A 15,885-nucleotide genomic window follows, 5' to 3' on the forward strand; every position below is an offset into this window, starting at 1 on the left:
TTTTAGTGGATAAATGTATGTGGAACGATAAGTGGATACTTTTTCATTCTTCTATAGATATGTTTACGTACCGCTTGACGCAAGTCTGCTTCAAAAGCTTTATGGTTGCTTGTAAGCCCCGGCTTCATATTGATTAAGAAGTGTTCGATCACATCTTCCATCTCTTTAGCAAACGCTTTGTCTTTTTTGTCAGCTACTAAACCAAATGATGTAACTTTCGGTTTGTTAATCATTTTGCCGTCTTGCTCGCTTACTTCAACAACAAGCATTACAACACCCTCGTTAGCAAGTTTTTGACGATCGATTACGATATCATCTTCAATCTGAAGATTGTTTTGGTTATCGATGTAAGTTTTACCTGTTTTAACAGTTTTTACTTTTCTCATATATTTCGGTGCAACCTCAATCTGCTCACCGTCTGTCATAAGAAGAATATTTCTTTCAGGAACTCCACACATTACAGCCGTCTCTTTGTGCTTCATAACGTGGTTATACTCACCGTGAACAGGTAAGAAGAACTTAGGATTTACAAGGCGAAGCATAAGTTTTTGCTCTTCAATTGAAGCGTGACCGGAGACGTGAATATCTCTATCCATCGCAACTTTTGCACCACATCTTTGAATAAAGTTCATCATATTTGAGATACTTCCCTCATTCCCTGGAATTGCACGAGAAGAAAGAACTATTAAGTCAGTAGGCTTGATCTTAATATGTCTGTGCTCACCGATACTCATTCTAAACAGAGCTGAGTTTGCCTCACCCTGAGAACCTGTTGTCACAATTAACACATCTTTATCGTTCATACGAGAAACCTCTTCCGCATCAACGAAGATGTTTTTAGGAAAACGAATATAGTCGTACTGCATTGCAATCTCTATATTTCTCTCCATACTACGTCCGATAACACATACTTTACGTCCATATTTGATACCGTACTGGATAGCTTGATATACACGGTGAATGTTTGAACTGAACGTTGAAAGAAGTACTCTTCCTTCAGCTTTTGAAAACACACGATCTAATGCAGGTGCAACACTCAGCTCTGATGGTGTTGGAACCGGGTTATGTGAATTTGTAGAGTCACTTAATAAACAAAGTACACCTTTGTCTCCATAATGTGCCAAACGGTGTAAGTCTGCCGGATATCCATCAACCGGAGTATGATCGATTTTAAAGTCACCCGTGTGGATAATAGTCCCCGCTTCAGTCGTGATCGCTAACGACGAAGAGTCAATGATAGAGTGAGTCATATGCATCCACTCGATTTCAAAGTCATTTCCAATTTTGTACACTTGACGTTTTTCGATCGGGTTAAAATATTTTCTGCAATCTTTTAAATGGTGCTCATCAAATTTGTTTCCAATCATTGCCAGTGGTAACGGTGTCCCGTAAATAGGGAATTGCATCTCTTTATAAAGATACGGCATAGCACCGATGTGATCTTCGTGAGCGTGAGTAATGATTACCGCTACGATCTTATGCTTAATCTCTTTAAGATATGAAAAATCAGGAATTAAGATATCTACACCGTGCATCTCTTCATCAGGGAAACTCATCCCTACGTCAATTAATATTGCTTCGTTTTCAGTCTCAAAAACAGCAATATTTCCACCGATTTCACCTAAACCACCAAGCGGAGTGATACGTACTTTCGCTTTTGAGTTAAGATCTAGTTTATAGTGAGGATTAAGTCTTTGTTTATGAGATTCTTGATTTTTTGTTACGAAAGATTTAAGGTTTTCATCTACAACAGTAGCGTTTCTACGCCCTCTTGAGCCACCTCTGTTTCTATTTCTATTGTTATTTGATGAAGGTTTTGTATTTTTTTCATCACCTGATTTATTAGAAGTATTTTGTCTACGATTATTGTTATTTCTTCTATTATTATTTGGTTTACGATCTGTCTGAGGTTTTTGTTGTTTTACCTCTTGATTCTCTTCTGCCATCCAAACTCCTTTCATGCTGAAAACTTTTATGAGGAGCAAATTTTCACTATTGAAAATTTAGCCCGAATAAAAAGAAGTTTTCAGTGTTTTCTTTAATTTTTAATTTTTTTATAGAGTTGGTGATAGTCCTTAGTTGAAACTTGATGAGGCCTGATAGTCGATAAAAGCTCTAAGTCGTTAAAAGCCTCTTGAAGTCTTTGTTTTTCATATTTTGCAGAGAGATTTTTCATCAAAGTTTTGCGAGGCTGCGTAAATGCAACTCTAAGCAGTTCCTCGAAATCCTTATCTGATCTGTCTCTTTGTTTTTGTATAAGAAAAACGGCAGAATCAACTTTAGGCTGAGGATCGAAAGCTGTTGGGGGAACTTTTACTATGATTCTAGCATTTCCTACACTTTGAGTTATTACACCCAAAGAACCAAAAACTTTTTCACCTTCATTAGCACAAAATTTTTCTGCTACTTCAAGCTGTACCATTACAAGTATATTTTTACACATTGGATCTGCAAGGGCTTTGAGGATAATGTTTGTCGCTATATAATAGGGCAGGTTTGCCACTAAATCATACGGCTCATTGATAAGCTCACTCTGCCAAGCTTCTAAAACATCTCCACAATTTATATGGAGTCGCTTGGTATTGATCTCTTCTTCAAATTTACTTTGTAACAGTTTACATAAATCGGTATCTACCTCAAAAGCTTCTACACTTTTGACATCAACTAAAAATTTAGTTAAATCACCTAAGCCAGGCCCAATTTCAACAATTTTATTATCATTTTTGGGCATCGCTTCGACGATTTTTCGTAAAACTTCTTGGTCTTGCAGGAAATTCTGTCCAAATTTCTTCTTAGCCACAACATTATGTGTATTCATAAGTAAGAGTTTATAACATTATTCCTTATAGTAAGGTAATAAGGTTATAAAATTCCCCTTTTTACACTAGTTGTTCAATCTTCTCTGCAGGAATAGCAATTAAACGACGTTCAAGTCTGTTGATCTCATCTAAAAGTTTTTTTGAGATCTCCTCTAACTCCTTATAATAGGTCTCAGAAAGCTGTAGTTCCGCATCAGATATACTTTTTCTCGTAAAGCCGAAAAGCTTAGCAAAAAAACCTGTTTTTTTCTCATTTGAAAAATATATATTAAAGATCTTCAAATATTGATCATGCAATTCAAAATGTAGTTTTTCTATCCCTTGCATACACTCCAAAGGGTTGTTCGATAACGAGTTTAAAACCTGACCGTCACTATAAAACCATTTTCCAAAATTACACTCTGTAGAATCAACCGGTATTGAACTCTCTTGTATATCAACACCATTAATTAATAGCTTTGCTTTTTGAACCCATTTAATGTGCGCAGATTTAGCAGCTCTTAAATGTTCTAACACCTCTTCTTTTTTCATAATATTTCCTACTGAAGATATTGTTATAATATTAAAATTTATTATATTAACTTTATATTTAAAGATTTCTAAATTTTAGAAAAAATATCACAAGTTTATATATTTTGTGAAAAAATATTATTATTATCAAATGTTTCACGTGAAACACAGAAATGTCATGAAAGTTTTTAAGGAGCATAATTTCGACATTTAATGTAAACATCTTTACAGCTAAAAAAGATATAATATCAATATGAATTATTTTGCTAAAAGAATTATCCCTTGTCTGGATGTAAAAGATGGTCGTGTTGTTAAAGGTGTAAACTTTGTAGGTTTAAAAGATGCCGGTGATCCTGTAGAGGTTGCTCGCCGTTATAATGAAGAGGGTGCTGATGAGATCACATTTTTAGATATTACAGCTTCTTCAGATAACAGAGATACAATCGTGGATATTGTAGCAGAGGTAGCCCGTGAGATCTTTATCCCTTTAACTGTCGGCGGTGGGATCCGTAAACTTGACGACATCTACAAACTTTTAAATGTAGGATGTGACAAAGTAAGTGTAAACTCAGCTGCTATCAAACGTCCTGAACTGATCGATGAAGGTGCAAAAAGATTTGGTAGTCAATGTATAGTTACTGCAATAGACGTAAAAAAAACTGGAGACAGATATAATGTTTACCTAAACGGGGGCAGAGTAGATACAGGAATCGATGCAATTGAATGGGCTAAAGAAGCTGTAGAGCGTGGAAGTGGAGAGATTCTCCTTACATCTATGGATGCTGACGGTACAAAAGCGGGTTTTGAGCTTAACATTACTCAAGCTATCTCTGAAGCTGTAAACGTACCTGTTATTGCAAGTGGCGGAGCAGGGACTATGGAGCATATAAAAGATGCATTCAATGCAGGAGCAGATGCTGCACTTGCTGCTAGTATCTTCCACTATAAAGAGATCGATATAATGGATCTCAAACATTATTTACATGAGAATAACATTCCAGTAAGGTTGTAACAATGAATATTAAAGAGACACTTTTAGAGGCATACAATTTTCGCCATGCTTGTAAACTATTTGATCATACTAAAAAGATAACAGATGAAGATTTTAACTTTATTCTAGAAACTGCAAGACTCTCTCCAACATCTTTTGGAATGGAGGGCGTAAGACTAACAGTTATTACTAACGATGATTTAAAAAAAGAGCTCAAACCATTTTGCTGGAACCAAAACCAGATCGACTCATGTTCACACTTGGTTGTATTCAAAACAAAAACTAAAGAGCTTAAACCATATAGTGAGTGGACAAAAGCAAAATTTGCCGAGAGAGGATTACCTCAAGAAGCACAAGACAAATATATGGAAGTGTATGCAAACTTTCACAAATCACTTAAATCTGATGATATTTATGAATGGGGAACAAGACAAGCCTATATTCTCTTTAGTTCTATAATCACATCAGCTGCACTTTTGAAAATAGACTCATGCCCGATCGAAGGATTCGAGAAAGAGAACCTTGAAAAAGTTTTAAAGATTAATGCAGATGAAGAGGAAGTCTCTTTAGTATGTGCCTTTGGATACAGAGAACATGAACAGCCGACAAAACACAGACTTCCATTAGAAGAGATTTGCGAGTATATTAAATGATAATATGCGCCGGTAATAACGAGACTTTCGATTTTGCTACACCTATGGGAGTAGGGCTTATCGAAACGGCTATGAATCTTACAAGACTCTGTTTGTTTGATAAACCTGAATTTTTACTCTTTATAGGAACTGCAGGAAGCTATGGAGATGCTGAGATCTTTGATATTGTAGAGAGTAAAACCGCTGCAAATATTGAACTGGCATTTTTAGATAACTGTGCCTATACACCACTTGATAATGTAGTTTCAACTAACACACAAGAGGTAAAAGATGTTATCGTAAACAGTTCAAACTACATTAGTACGTGTAAAGAGAAAACTGCTAAATTTTTAAAATACGGCATCGGTATTGAAAACATGGAGTTTTTCTCTGTACTTCAAATAGCAAAAGAGTTTAATATTCCTGCAGGCGGTGTTTTTTGTGTAACAAACTATACTGACGAAAATGCTCATAACGACTTTATAAAAAACCATGAAAAAGCGAAAAAACTTTTAGAAGAACATACTTCTAAACGCATCAAGGAACTAACAAAAAGATGACTAACATAAAACCTTCACTCTATGACTTTACATTAAAAGAGTTAAGTCAAAAAGTAAAACCCTCATTTCGAGCTAAACAGATCTACGGGTGGTTATATCATCAGTATGCCCAAAATTTTGAAGAGATGAAGAATATTCCTAAAAACTTAAAAGAGGAGCTCTCACAAACATATGTGATCAATCCTATGAAGATTATTCGTAAAGAGGAATCTAGTGACGGGACTATAAAATATCTTTTTGAACTACAGGACGGCAAAACAGTAGAAGCTGTTTGGCTGAAAATGAAAGACGATATCTACGAAGATGGCAAACTTATCCAAGAAGCAAAATATACTATATGTGTCTCTACACAAGTTGGATGTAAAGTAGGGTGTACTTTTTGTCTAACAGCAAAAGGTGGTTTTACAAGAGATCTCACAGCCGGAGAGATTATAGCTCAGGTAGTGAATCTTAAACGCGATAATAACCACAAACATAACCGTAAAATCAATATAGTATATATGGGTATGGGTGAACCTCTTGATAACCTCGATAACTTAGCAAAAGCGATAGAGATATTTAAAGAGGAAGAGGGATTAGCAATCTCAGGAAAACGCCAAACTGTTAGTACAAGTGGCCTGAGTAACAAAATAGATGCATTAGGAAAGATGGATCTAGGTGTTCACATTGCAATCTCACTTCATGCAGTTGATGATGAGCTTCGTACAGAGCTTATTCCAATGAACAAAGCGCATAACATTAACTCTATTATTGAAGCGGTAAAACGCTTTCCAATAGATACAAGAAAACGTGTTATGTTTGAGTATCTTGTTATTAAAGACAAAAATGATGACTTAGAGAGTGCTAAGAAGCTTGTTAAACTCCTTTCAGGGATAAAAGCGAAGGTAAACCTTATCTACTTTAATCCTTATCCTGGAACTCCTTATAAGCGTCCTAGCTATGAAGATATGCATAACTTTCAAGAGTATCTCATAAAACACGGCCTTTTATCTACAATTAGAGACTCAAAAGGGATAGATATTAGTGCAGCCTGTGGTCAACTAAAAGAGAAAACAGAAAAAGAGTTATAATTTTCATTTAAAATATAATTTATAAGGTCTATAATGGGTGATTTTACTGGAGTTGATATATTTGAAGTTGTTGTTGTAGTTATAGTCTTTGCTGTCGGTGTCGGTGGCTTTTTATATGCTGCAACAAAAGATGATTAAACTAAAAGGAGACAATGATGGCACAGAAAACAGATGCAGATAGAATCAAAGAGGTATACAAACTTTGTAAGGGACATTTTGGTGATGTTCGTTTTGTTGGTATTAAATACCATGCAAAAATAGGTTGGATTGCTAAAGCTCAACTAGGTGATGCATTTGAAAACCTTACAGCAGATGGAAAAACAAGTACAGATGCAATAAAAAGTTTACGTTCTCGCGTGAAGAAAATTATCAAAAGATATAACGAAGTATAAAGAAGAGACGACCAACACACCAGGGAGGTCGTCTATGAATGTAATAATACCCTACTAATCTTAAAAAAATCTATTTTAACTTTCCAACTTTCCATACTTAAAATAAGCAAAAAGTATAAAAAAAATTTATAAGTGTGTATTATTCACACATTGTTCTAATATGTGAATTAAATTTTATATCACATTTCAAATATTTTTAAATTCTTTCAAAATTTAAGAGTTTTTTTATATAAATATGAGCTTAATTGATTAAATAAAAGATAGCTTAAAGCCCTATTTTTTGGGCTTTTTGAGGAGTAATGGTTTTTTTCACATAAAATATGTGTATAAATAGGGGAGTTAGTATAAAAGTTATTCACATAGATAATAATTGGAGTGAAACTTTTTCAAAATCAACATCACTTTTGATTTTATACACATTATTATAAAGTTCAAACTCCAACTGATCTGCATGCAATAATAATCTAGAAGCACCGCTTAATTTTATTCTTTCCTCTTGAGAAAGTTCTTTATCTAAAAAGCGAACTATATCTTCCTCTTTTTGTCCGTAAATTGGATCACCTACGATCGGATGTTTCACGTGAAACAAATGCACACGTATTTGATGTTGTCTTCCTGTATGTGGTTTACACTCTACAAGTGTCATATCTAATTCAGGAAAATACTTTAAAGGCTTAAATGATGTTTTGGAAGCTTTACCTCTTTCATCAACTTTTACAACCATTCTTACAATTGCTGACTCATCCTCGGCTCTAAGTAGTGGAGCTTCTACTACTAACTCATCTTTAAATTCACCGTGAACCATTGCTAGATATGTTTTTTGCATATCTCTTTCCTGAAACATTATTTTAATATCTCTCTCGCTAGTTTTGTTTGTAGCGCAAAGTACAAGGCCGCTTGTTTCTTGATCGATACGGTGAGTGATGTTTGCATCTTTTCCGTATTGGTATTTTAGTTCATCGATCAAAGAGTAGGGCGTATGTCTATTTTGGGGATGGATAAGAACTCCGCTTGGTTTATCAAATACGACAAACTCTTTTTCTATATACGTAGGTTTTAATCCTTTTGTGGTTGGCTCGAAATGGATAAACTCAATTTCACCTTGAACCTCTTGTCCTGCTTTAGTAATTACTTCACTGTTTTGAAGTACTCTCCCTTTTGCGATCAAACGTTGAGCCTCTTTTTGTGTATAGCCCAACTCTTTAATAATGTATAAAAACAATCTTTGCTTTTTCTCTATAAAAAACTTATCGATCACAAATGGCAAGTTTAATCCCTTTTTCATTATATATAATGTACAATTTTGTACTTAAATTATGCGAATAATAACATAAAAACAAGGGTTATATAATGGTAGAAAGATATGCTCGTGAAGAGATGAGTAAACATTGGACTCAACATGCAAGATATGCTGCATGGCTAGAAGTTGAAAAAGCAGCTGTAAAAGCTTGGGCAAAACTTGGTAAGATTCCTCAAGAAGACGCAGATAAAATTGTAAAAAATGCAACATTCTCAGTTGAGAGAATTGAAGAGATTGAAGCGGTAACAAAACATGACCTTATTGCGTTTAATACATCTGTTTCAGAATCACTTGGTGATGAATCAAGATGGTTCCACTACGGTATGACATCTTCAGATGCAGTTGATACTGGTGTAGCATTACAAATGAGAGATTCTTTAACTATTATCATTGAAGATGTAAAGATGTTAATGGAGTCTATCAAAAAACGTGCTGAAGAACACAAATTTACTTTAATGGTTGGACGTTCTCACGGTATTCACGGTGAGCCTATTACATTCGGTCTTACATTAGCAGTATGGTACGATGAAGTTGCACGCCATCTTAAAAACTTAGAAGAGACTATGGAAGTTATCTCTGTTGGTCAAATCTCTGGAGCTATGGGTAACTTTGCTCACGCACCGCTAGAGCTAGAAGAGTTAGCAATGGAAGAGTTAGGTTTAAAACCTGAGCCTTGTTCAAACCAAGTTATTCACCGTGACAGATATGCAAGACTTGCAACTGCTTTAGCATTGTTAGCTTCTTCAGTTGAGAAATTTGCTGTTCAAGTTCGTCACTTACAAAGAACAGAAGTATATGAAGCGGAAGAGTATTTTGCAAAAGGACAAAAAGGTTCATCTGCAATGCCTCACAAACGTAATCCAATCCTTACTGAAAACATTACAGGTCTTGCACGTATGATCAGAGCATATGCTACACCTGCAATGGAAAATGTAGCCCTTTGGCACGAAAGAGATATCTCTCACTCTTCAACTGAGCGTTTCTGGTTACCGGATGCATTCATTACATGTGATTTCATGCTTCACCGTATGAACTCTGTTATAGCTAACCTAACTGTTATGCCTGAGAATATGATGAAAAACCTAAACCTAACTGGTGGACTTGTTTTCTCACAACGTGTACTTCTTGAACTTCCACTACAAGGTGTAAGCCGTGAAGACGCTTACAAAATCGTTCAAAGAAATGCTATGAAGGTTTGGGAAGAGATTCAGCAAGGTAAACCTACACTTAATGAAAAAGGTGAGTCTTTATACCTTAACCATCTTTTAGCAGATGATGAACTGAGAAGTAAACTAAGCGAAGAACAAATTCGTGAGTGTTTTAACTACGATTACTACACTAAAAACGTAGACGCTATCTTTAATAGGGTTTTTGCTAAAAACTCGTAGTTTGTAAGAGCAAATGTTTTTTTAAAACATTTAGCCTGAAAAACTACAATAAATGAGTTTTTAGTACTTAAAGCGTATAGTTCACAGGAGTACGGATTTTCTTACGAAAATCTGTAACCCGTAGAACTATAGTAAAAGAATTTTTGGTAATCTAAATGTCAATTTTCTTTTAGTTCAAATTTTAGCCCGCAAAACTATAATAATAACGCTTTATGTAATCACAATAACAACTTTGCTCTAAATTCCTAATTGCACAAAACATATACAACTTTCCTAAAAATACTATCAATATCACAGCTACAATTACACAAAAAATAATCACTAATTTTTATCAAAAAGAAGTTACACATAATCTGAAATATTACCTCAAATTATATGTCTAAATTTAGTCAAAAATTCATTTATTTTAAAGTTTACAGTGGATAAAATCAACTTTATTTAAAGTAGTTTTTTCGTAAATAATTTTTCGATTATTTACGAAAAAATCACAATCAAAAGTAGGACAGTTTTATGATAACAGTTATAAAAAGAAATGGTAGAACAGAACCATTAGATGTAACAAAAATACAAAAATATACTTCAGCAGCCGTGAAAGGATTAGCAGGGGTTAGTCAAAGTGAGCTTGAGGTTGATGCGCAACTCCATTTCCGTGATGGGGTAACTTCTAAAGAGATTCAAGAAACACTAATAAAAACTGCCGTAGATAAGATCGACATCGATGCTCCAAACTGGACATTTGTTGCGGCACGTCTTTTTCTTTATAACTTATATCATGAAGTAAACGGTTTTACAGGATACTGTTCACTAGAGAAATATTTTGAGCGTGGTGAGAAAGAGGGTCGTATCCTTCTGGGCTTAAGAGATATGTATGATCTTGAAGAGTTAGAGAAACATATTAAACCTGAACGCGATCTCCAGTTTAACTACCTTGGTGTAAAAACTCTTTACGATAGATATCTAATCAAAGACAGAAACTCTAGTCCTATTGAACTCCCTCAACATATGTTTATGGCAATTGCGATGTTCTTAGCACAACGTGAAGAAAATCGTCAAGAGTGGGCTATTAAGTTTTACGACATGATCTCAAAATTTGAAGTTATGATGGCTACACCTACACTTTCAAATGCCAGAACTACAAGACACCAACTAAGCTCTTGTTATATCGGATCAACACCGGATAATATTGAAGGTATCTTTGATGCTTACCAAGAGATGGCTATGCTTTCTAAATTTGGTGGCGGTATCGGTTGGGACTGGACACAAGTTCGTTCAATGGGTTCATATATTGATGGACATAAAAATGCAGCAGGGGGAACGGTTCCGTTTTTAAAGATCACAAATGACATCGCTATTGCAGTTGATCAGCTAGGAACAAGAAAAGGTGCTATAGCCGTTTACCTTGAACCTTGGCATATAGATGTAGGAGACTTTTTAGATCTTAAGAAAAACTCTGGTGAAGAGCGTCGTCGTGCTCACGACCTTTTCCCTGCACTTTGGTTAAACGATCTCTTTATGAAACGTGTACAAGAAGATGCGATTTGGACACTCTTTGACCCATACGATACAAGAGAGTTAACAGAGCTTCACGGTGAAGCGTTTGAAAAACGTTATATGGAATTAGAGCGTGATGAGAGTATTATCAAAGAGAAAGTAAAAGCAAAAGATCTTTGGAAAAAGATCCTTACATCTTATTTTGAAACAGGATCTCCTTTCCTTTGTTTTAAAGATAACGCTAACCGTGCTAATCCGAATGATCATTACGGAATTATCAGAAGTTCTAACCTTTGTACGGAGATCTTCCAAAATACTCAACCAAACCACTATAAGATCAAGTTTATCTACGAAGATGGTTCATATGAAAGTTATGAAGAGGATGAGATCATCAAAGTTGACAGCGGCATAGAAAAACCTGCGAAAAAAGTAACTGCTCTGGATACTTTAAACGGTAAAGAGATCTTTGTTGTTGAAAAAGAGAAAGTTGACGGTGCAACAGCTGTTTGTAACTTGGCATCAATCAACCTTTCACGTATCCATACAAAAGAGGATATCGATAGAATCGTACCGGTTGCTATCCGTGCTCTTGATAACGTTATCGATCTTAACTTTTATCCTGTTGAGAAAGTAAAACGTACTAACATGAGAAGCCGCTCAATCGGTCTTGGTGTTATGGGTGAAGCACAAATGTTAGCAGAAGCCGGCATAGAGTGGGGAAGCCAGCAACACTTCGATAAAGTAGATGAAGTTATGGAGGCTGTTTGTTATAACGCTATCTCTGCTTCATCTGATCTTGCAGTTGAAAAAGGTTCATATCCGGAATTTGAAGGAAGTAAATGGTCTCAAGGGATCTTCCCTCAAGATCATGCAAATGCAGATGTACTCAACTTAGTTGACCGTGGTGGACTATTTGCTTCATCGTATGAGTGGGATGAGCTAAGAACTAAAGTTAAATCTCAAGGGATGAGAAACGGTTATCTAATGGCTGTAGCACCTACAAGTTCTATTTCGATTCTTACAGGTACTACACAAGCAATTGAGCCTGTATTTAAACGTAAATGGTTTGAAGAGAACTTAAGCGGACTTATCCCTGTAGTTGTACCGAAACTCTCACCTGAGACTTGGGCTTACTATACGCCGGCATACGATCTGAATCAAACAGTTTTAATTAAAGCTGCTGCGATCAGACAAAAATGGATCGATCAAGGGCAATCGCTTAACATCTTTATCACTCTAGATAAAGCAAGCGGTAAATACTTAAACGAGATCTATATGTTAGCATGGAAGTTAGGTCTAAAATCGACATACTACCTAAGAAGTCAATCACCTGAAGTGAAAAACGATGTTGAAGACCGTTCTATGGAATGTGTAGGGTGTCAATAAGATGAAACCACTAACACAAACAGGACTCACAGAATTTCTAGAGAGATTTGAGAATTTTAAAGGGGCAGAGTTACGTTCAGTAGAGGTAATAAACCCTTTTGAGATCAAAGTGGTTCTAGCAACGCAAGATAAAGCTAGAGCGTTTGACTGGATCACGATTGAGTTACTATTTAGTGAAGTGGAAGCTGCAAATCTTGTAGAAGATAATCAGTTAAATTTTATAGATATGGAAAATGGTGCAAGCATCATTTACGAAGAGAATAAATTTGCATTTGGTATTGGAGAGTGCTATAATATTTCAACCATAAAGAGTTCATCTTTATATCTAATTTCCAATACTCTTAAATATCAAGAGGGACAATTTTAAAGGATACAAATGAGTTATCAAGTCACAGGTACTTTATACGGTTTCGATAATCTACGTAACGTAGAGATTAAAGAGATAGACGAGTTGTTTTCAACAATGGTAGATGTGAATGATGAAAATGTATCTTTTACACTTGTGAAACCAAACTTACTTAGAGAGTATGCCTTTGATCTACCTGCAGATGTAAAAGCGCTTTTAGACATAACTGAAAGCTCTACAGTTAGTGTTTATAACATCTTGATCATTCAAAAACCGCTTGAAAAATCAACGATCAATTTTTTAGCACCTCTTATTATTAACCACGATAACAACTATCTAGCACAAGCTATATTAGATCCTAAAAAATATCCAAACTATGACATAGCAGAAAGTATAGAATCATTTAAAAGCTAAAGGAGAGTATTATGAAAGTAGTATGTCCTCACTGTTTAAGTGTGAACAATGTTCCAAAGAAAGATTCTTATAAAAAAGCAAATTGTGGGAAGTGTAAAAACTCCCTCCTTGATACAAAACCAATTGATCTCACTAACACAAACTTTGATGAGCTGATCGTAAACAGTGATCTTCCGATAATTGTAGACTTCTGGGCACCTTGGTGTGGACCGTGTAAAATGATGGCTCCAAACTTTAGCGCAGCTGCTGAAAGTTTTCCTCTTAAAGCGGTATTTGCAAAAGTAAATACGGAAGATGAACAAAACCTGGGAGCTAGATTTGGGATCAGAAGTATTCCTACACTCATAGTGTTTAAAAACGGTGTAGAAAAAGAGAGGGTATCAGGTGCACTCCCAAAAGAGAATCTTGTGCAACTGATAAATAAATATACGGACTAATTATTCTGCGATATAAGAGCAGCAGTAGTCTGTTACAGTTTTGATCTTAAGATCAAATGCTGAATTTGCTGGAACATTGAAAGTTTCCGGTGTATTTAGCGTTTTCCAATCTTCACCTGGAAGTTTAACTTCTAATTCACCACTCATCATCTCCATAATCTCTGCTTCTGCAGTATTGAAAGTATATTCACCTGGAAGCATAACACCAAGAGTTTTTCTAGTACCGTCAGCAAACTCAACTGTTCTGCTTGATACTTTTCCTCCATCATAGATATTAGCTTCTTTTACTAATGTTACGTTTTCAAATTTTGACATATCAATCCTTTTTTAAAATGATATCAAAATTTTAATATTTTCGGTGAAAAATATGTCCCCTTACAAACTTTCCATAAAAATATTCAAACAATACAGAAACGGCGATAAAAACCATAAAAATTATCAATGATCGTACATTTGAGAGATATGTGTGAAACAACAGGACACAAAGGGCCAAAAATGTTAAAACAATAGAGGCTGATAAAACATACTTATTTGCACCTATCTTATCTCTTACTTTGTAAGCACTCAGATTAACTATAAAAAATATCAACAAAAAGCTTGCACTTCCGATAATCGCTATTTCACTTAGATCGATCGTATTTGCAAGAAATAGACTCAATCCCAATATAGCCATAACTCCCATAAAAGGGATCTCGTTTTTCTCTTTTGTAAAAAACTTTGGCAGTTCACCATCCATTGCGACAATATAACTCAAACGTGCATTGCCGTAGATCGTTGCATTGATCGCTGAAAAGGTAGCTAAAAGTGCAGCGATCGCTACAAGGGTAAAACCAACGTGCCCAAGAGCCGGTTTTGCAGCAATAGCAAGTGCATAATCTTTAGCTTCCAACAACTTTGATTCAGGAACATTTCCTACACTAATAATCGCTATTAAAACATATAACACTATCACTAACATTACCGAGATAAAAAAAGCCCGCGGCAGGTTTTTATTTGGTTCTTTGATCTCTTGTGCAGCGTTTGCGATCAATTCAAACCCCTCATACGCTACAAATATGATCATTCCCGATACTGCAACCCCCATAAGACTTGCACCTGAAGTAAGCTCTGGAGTAATATCTAAACGTAAAGTATCAATATAGGGGATCCCGCTGATAATAATAACTACTAACAGCACAACCTTGATTCCTACAATCATAGTTTCCGACTTGCTGACAAAAGAGGCACTGATAAGATTAATAAGGGCTGGAAGAATAATCGCCGTGCTTATAAGTATATGTCGTAAGTATTCACTTGGATGTGAAAAAAAAGTTTCTCCGTATGATCCAAAGGCCACGGCATAAAGTGAGATGGTAATAAGATAGGAAAACCATAACATCAGGTTAGTAGATCCTGAGAGCAGGTTGTGTCCAAAGGAGTTATCTATAAAACTAACCGTCCCACCCTCGCTTTGAAAATAAACGGAAAGTTTTGCATAAGAGTACGCTGTAAGAAGAGCAACTATACCCGCAAATAAAAATGCCAACATTGTTGCACTGTGCGCTAGAGAAACAGCTTCACCCAAAACAGCAAAAATACCGCCGCCGACCATACCGCCGATTCCGATTGAAACAGCACCCGCTAGTCCAATACTCCTCATCACTTTTCCTTTTTAAATCGTACCCTCTGTGAATGTGTTATTGCAACTGCCATTGCATCGGAGATATCAAGAGGTTTGATCTCTTTTTTTATCCCTAAAAGACGCTTTACCATAAAAGATACTTGCTCTTTTGAAGCCTTCCCTTTCCCTGTAAGTGCTTTTTTCACCTGCAAGGCTGTATATTCGTGAAACTGTCCAAACTCCTGAAGCAGCTTTAACATAATAGCACCGCGGAACTGTGCAAGCTTGATCGTCGTTGAAGGGTTGTGTGCGTAGAAGATATCCTCCATCGCAACTTCATTGATCGTGTACTTTGCAAAAAGCTGCTCAACCCCTTCAACCATTTGCGGGATCTGAAACTGCAGATCTTCAGCTTTCATCTTGATAAGTCCCGCTTCAACTAAAGATATTTTATGATTTTCAAGTGAAATTATCGCATATCCCATGTTTCTTGTCCCGGGATCTATGCCAAGTATGTTTATTTTGTTCATAAAATGAATTATACCCTAA

Annotated in this window: 17 protein-coding genes; 10 read left to right on the forward strand and 7 right to left on the reverse strand. The window is 35.7% G+C overall.

What is annotated here, in order from left to right:
- Positions 1–2: 2 nt before the first annotated feature.
- From FJR03_RS11425 to FJR03_RS11435, 3 genes are all read right to left on the reverse strand, one after another.
- Positions 3–1,946, reverse strand: coding sequence for a ribonuclease J (locus tag FJR03_RS11425; RefSeq protein WP_193113626.1), 1,944 nt, complete (start codon positions 1,944–1,946; stop codon positions 3–5).
- Positions 1,947–2,038: 92 nt separating this feature from the next.
- Positions 2,039–2,818: a 16S rRNA (adenine(1518)-N(6)/adenine(1519)-N(6))-dimethyltransferase RsmA gene (gene rsmA, locus FJR03_RS11430; protein ID WP_193113627.1), complete on the reverse strand. Its 780-nt coding sequence runs from the start codon at positions 2,816–2,818 to the stop codon at positions 2,039–2,041.
- Positions 2,819–2,879: 61 nt separating this feature from the next.
- Positions 2,880–3,350, reverse strand: a complete 471-nt coding sequence (locus tag FJR03_RS11435) for a CZB domain-containing protein (protein ID WP_193113628.1) — start codon at positions 3,348–3,350, stop codon at positions 2,880–2,882.
- A 232-nt stretch (positions 3,351–3,582) separates the two neighbouring features.
- Here FJR03_RS11435 and hisF point away from each other — a divergent pair, with 232 nt between their 5' ends.
- From hisF to FJR03_RS11460, 5 genes are all read left to right on the forward strand, one after another.
- Positions 3,583–4,341 (forward strand): imidazole glycerol phosphate synthase subunit HisF, encoded by a 759-nt coding sequence (gene hisF, locus FJR03_RS11440; RefSeq protein WP_193113629.1) that lies wholly within the window; start codon positions 3,583–3,585, stop codon positions 4,339–4,341.
- Positions 4,342–4,343: 2 nt separating this feature from the next.
- Entirely contained in the window at positions 4,344–4,973 is a 630-nt protein-coding gene (locus tag FJR03_RS11445; RefSeq protein WP_226962128.1) for an NAD(P)H-dependent oxidoreductase, read from the forward strand.
- Positions 4,970–5,512 carry a phosphorylase family protein gene (locus FJR03_RS11450; protein WP_193113630.1) on the forward strand — a complete coding sequence of 181 codons (543 nt, stop codon included), beginning with the start codon at positions 4,970–4,972 and terminating at the stop codon, positions 5,510–5,512. The genes FJR03_RS11445 and FJR03_RS11450 overlap by 4 nt, the downstream gene beginning before the upstream one ends.
- Positions 5,509–6,582: a dual-specificity RNA methyltransferase RlmN gene (gene rlmN / locus FJR03_RS11455; RefSeq protein ID WP_193113631.1), complete on the forward strand. Its 1,074-nt coding sequence runs from the start codon at positions 5,509–5,511 to the stop codon at positions 6,580–6,582. The genes FJR03_RS11450 and rlmN overlap by 4 nt, the downstream gene beginning before the upstream one ends.
- Before the next feature lie 155 nt (positions 6,583–6,737).
- The gene (locus tag FJR03_RS11460; RefSeq protein WP_226962129.1) at positions 6,738–6,974 is read left to right on the forward strand and encodes a hypothetical protein; all 237 of its coding nucleotides are present in this window, start codon (positions 6,738–6,740) and stop codon (positions 6,972–6,974) included.
- A gap of 355 nt (positions 6,975–7,329) precedes the next feature.
- On the opposite strand, the gene FJR03_RS11465 is transcribed toward FJR03_RS11460, so the two are convergent.
- Positions 7,330–8,259, reverse strand: coding sequence for an RluA family pseudouridine synthase (locus FJR03_RS11465; RefSeq protein ID WP_226962130.1), 930 nt, complete (start codon positions 8,257–8,259; stop codon positions 7,330–7,332).
- Positions 8,260–8,324: 65 nt separating this feature from the next.
- Between FJR03_RS11465 and purB the strand changes: the two genes are divergently transcribed.
- The 5 genes from purB to trxC all read left to right on the forward strand — a co-directional run bounded on the left by purB (position 8,325) and on the right by trxC (position 13,736).
- Positions 8,325–9,662, forward strand: coding sequence for an adenylosuccinate lyase (gene purB, locus FJR03_RS11470; RefSeq protein ID WP_193113633.1), 1,338 nt, complete (start codon positions 8,325–8,327; stop codon positions 9,660–9,662).
- 510 nt (positions 9,663–10,172) lie between these two features.
- Positions 10,173–12,539, forward strand: a complete 2,367-nt coding sequence (locus FJR03_RS11475; protein WP_193113634.1) for a ribonucleoside-diphosphate reductase subunit alpha — start codon at positions 10,173–10,175, stop codon at positions 12,537–12,539.
- Between the two features lies 1 nt (position 12,540).
- Positions 12,541–12,906: a hypothetical protein gene (locus FJR03_RS11480; protein ID WP_193113635.1), complete on the forward strand. Its 366-nt coding sequence runs from the start codon at positions 12,541–12,543 to the stop codon at positions 12,904–12,906.
- 9 nt (positions 12,907–12,915) lie between these two features.
- Complete coding sequence (gene fliW, locus FJR03_RS11485; protein ID WP_193113636.1) at positions 12,916–13,299, forward strand: flagellar assembly protein FliW; 384 nt, start codon at positions 12,916–12,918, stop codon at positions 13,297–13,299.
- A gap of 11 nt (positions 13,300–13,310) precedes the next feature.
- Positions 13,311–13,736 carry a thioredoxin TrxC gene (trxC, locus tag FJR03_RS11490; protein WP_193113637.1) on the forward strand — a complete coding sequence of 142 codons (426 nt, stop codon included), beginning with the start codon at positions 13,311–13,313 and terminating at the stop codon, positions 13,734–13,736.
- Here trxC and ppnP read toward each other — a convergent pair whose 3' ends face one another.
- Genes ppnP through ruvC form a run of 3 tightly spaced genes read right to left on the reverse strand, consistent with a single transcriptional unit; the run spans position 13,737 to position 15,857 of the window.
- Positions 13,737–14,051, reverse strand: a complete 315-nt coding sequence (ppnP, locus tag FJR03_RS11495) for a pyrimidine/purine nucleoside phosphorylase (RefSeq protein WP_193113638.1) — start codon at positions 14,049–14,051, stop codon at positions 13,737–13,739.
- Between the two features lie 31 nt (positions 14,052–14,082).
- Positions 14,083–15,375: an APC family permease gene (locus tag FJR03_RS11500; protein WP_193113639.1), complete on the reverse strand. Its 1,293-nt coding sequence runs from the start codon at positions 15,373–15,375 to the stop codon at positions 14,083–14,085.
- Entirely contained in the window at positions 15,375–15,857 is a 483-nt protein-coding gene (ruvC, locus tag FJR03_RS11505) for a crossover junction endodeoxyribonuclease RuvC (RefSeq protein WP_193114820.1), read from the reverse strand. Before ruvC ends, FJR03_RS11500 begins: the two co-directional genes overlap by 1 nt.
- Positions 15,858–15,885 lie beyond the last annotated feature (28 nt).

It is taken from the genome of Sulfurimonas marina (genome assembly GCF_014905095.1).
Classification (GTDB): Bacteria; Campylobacterota; Campylobacteria; order Campylobacterales; family Sulfurimonadaceae; genus Sulfurimonas; species Sulfurimonas marina.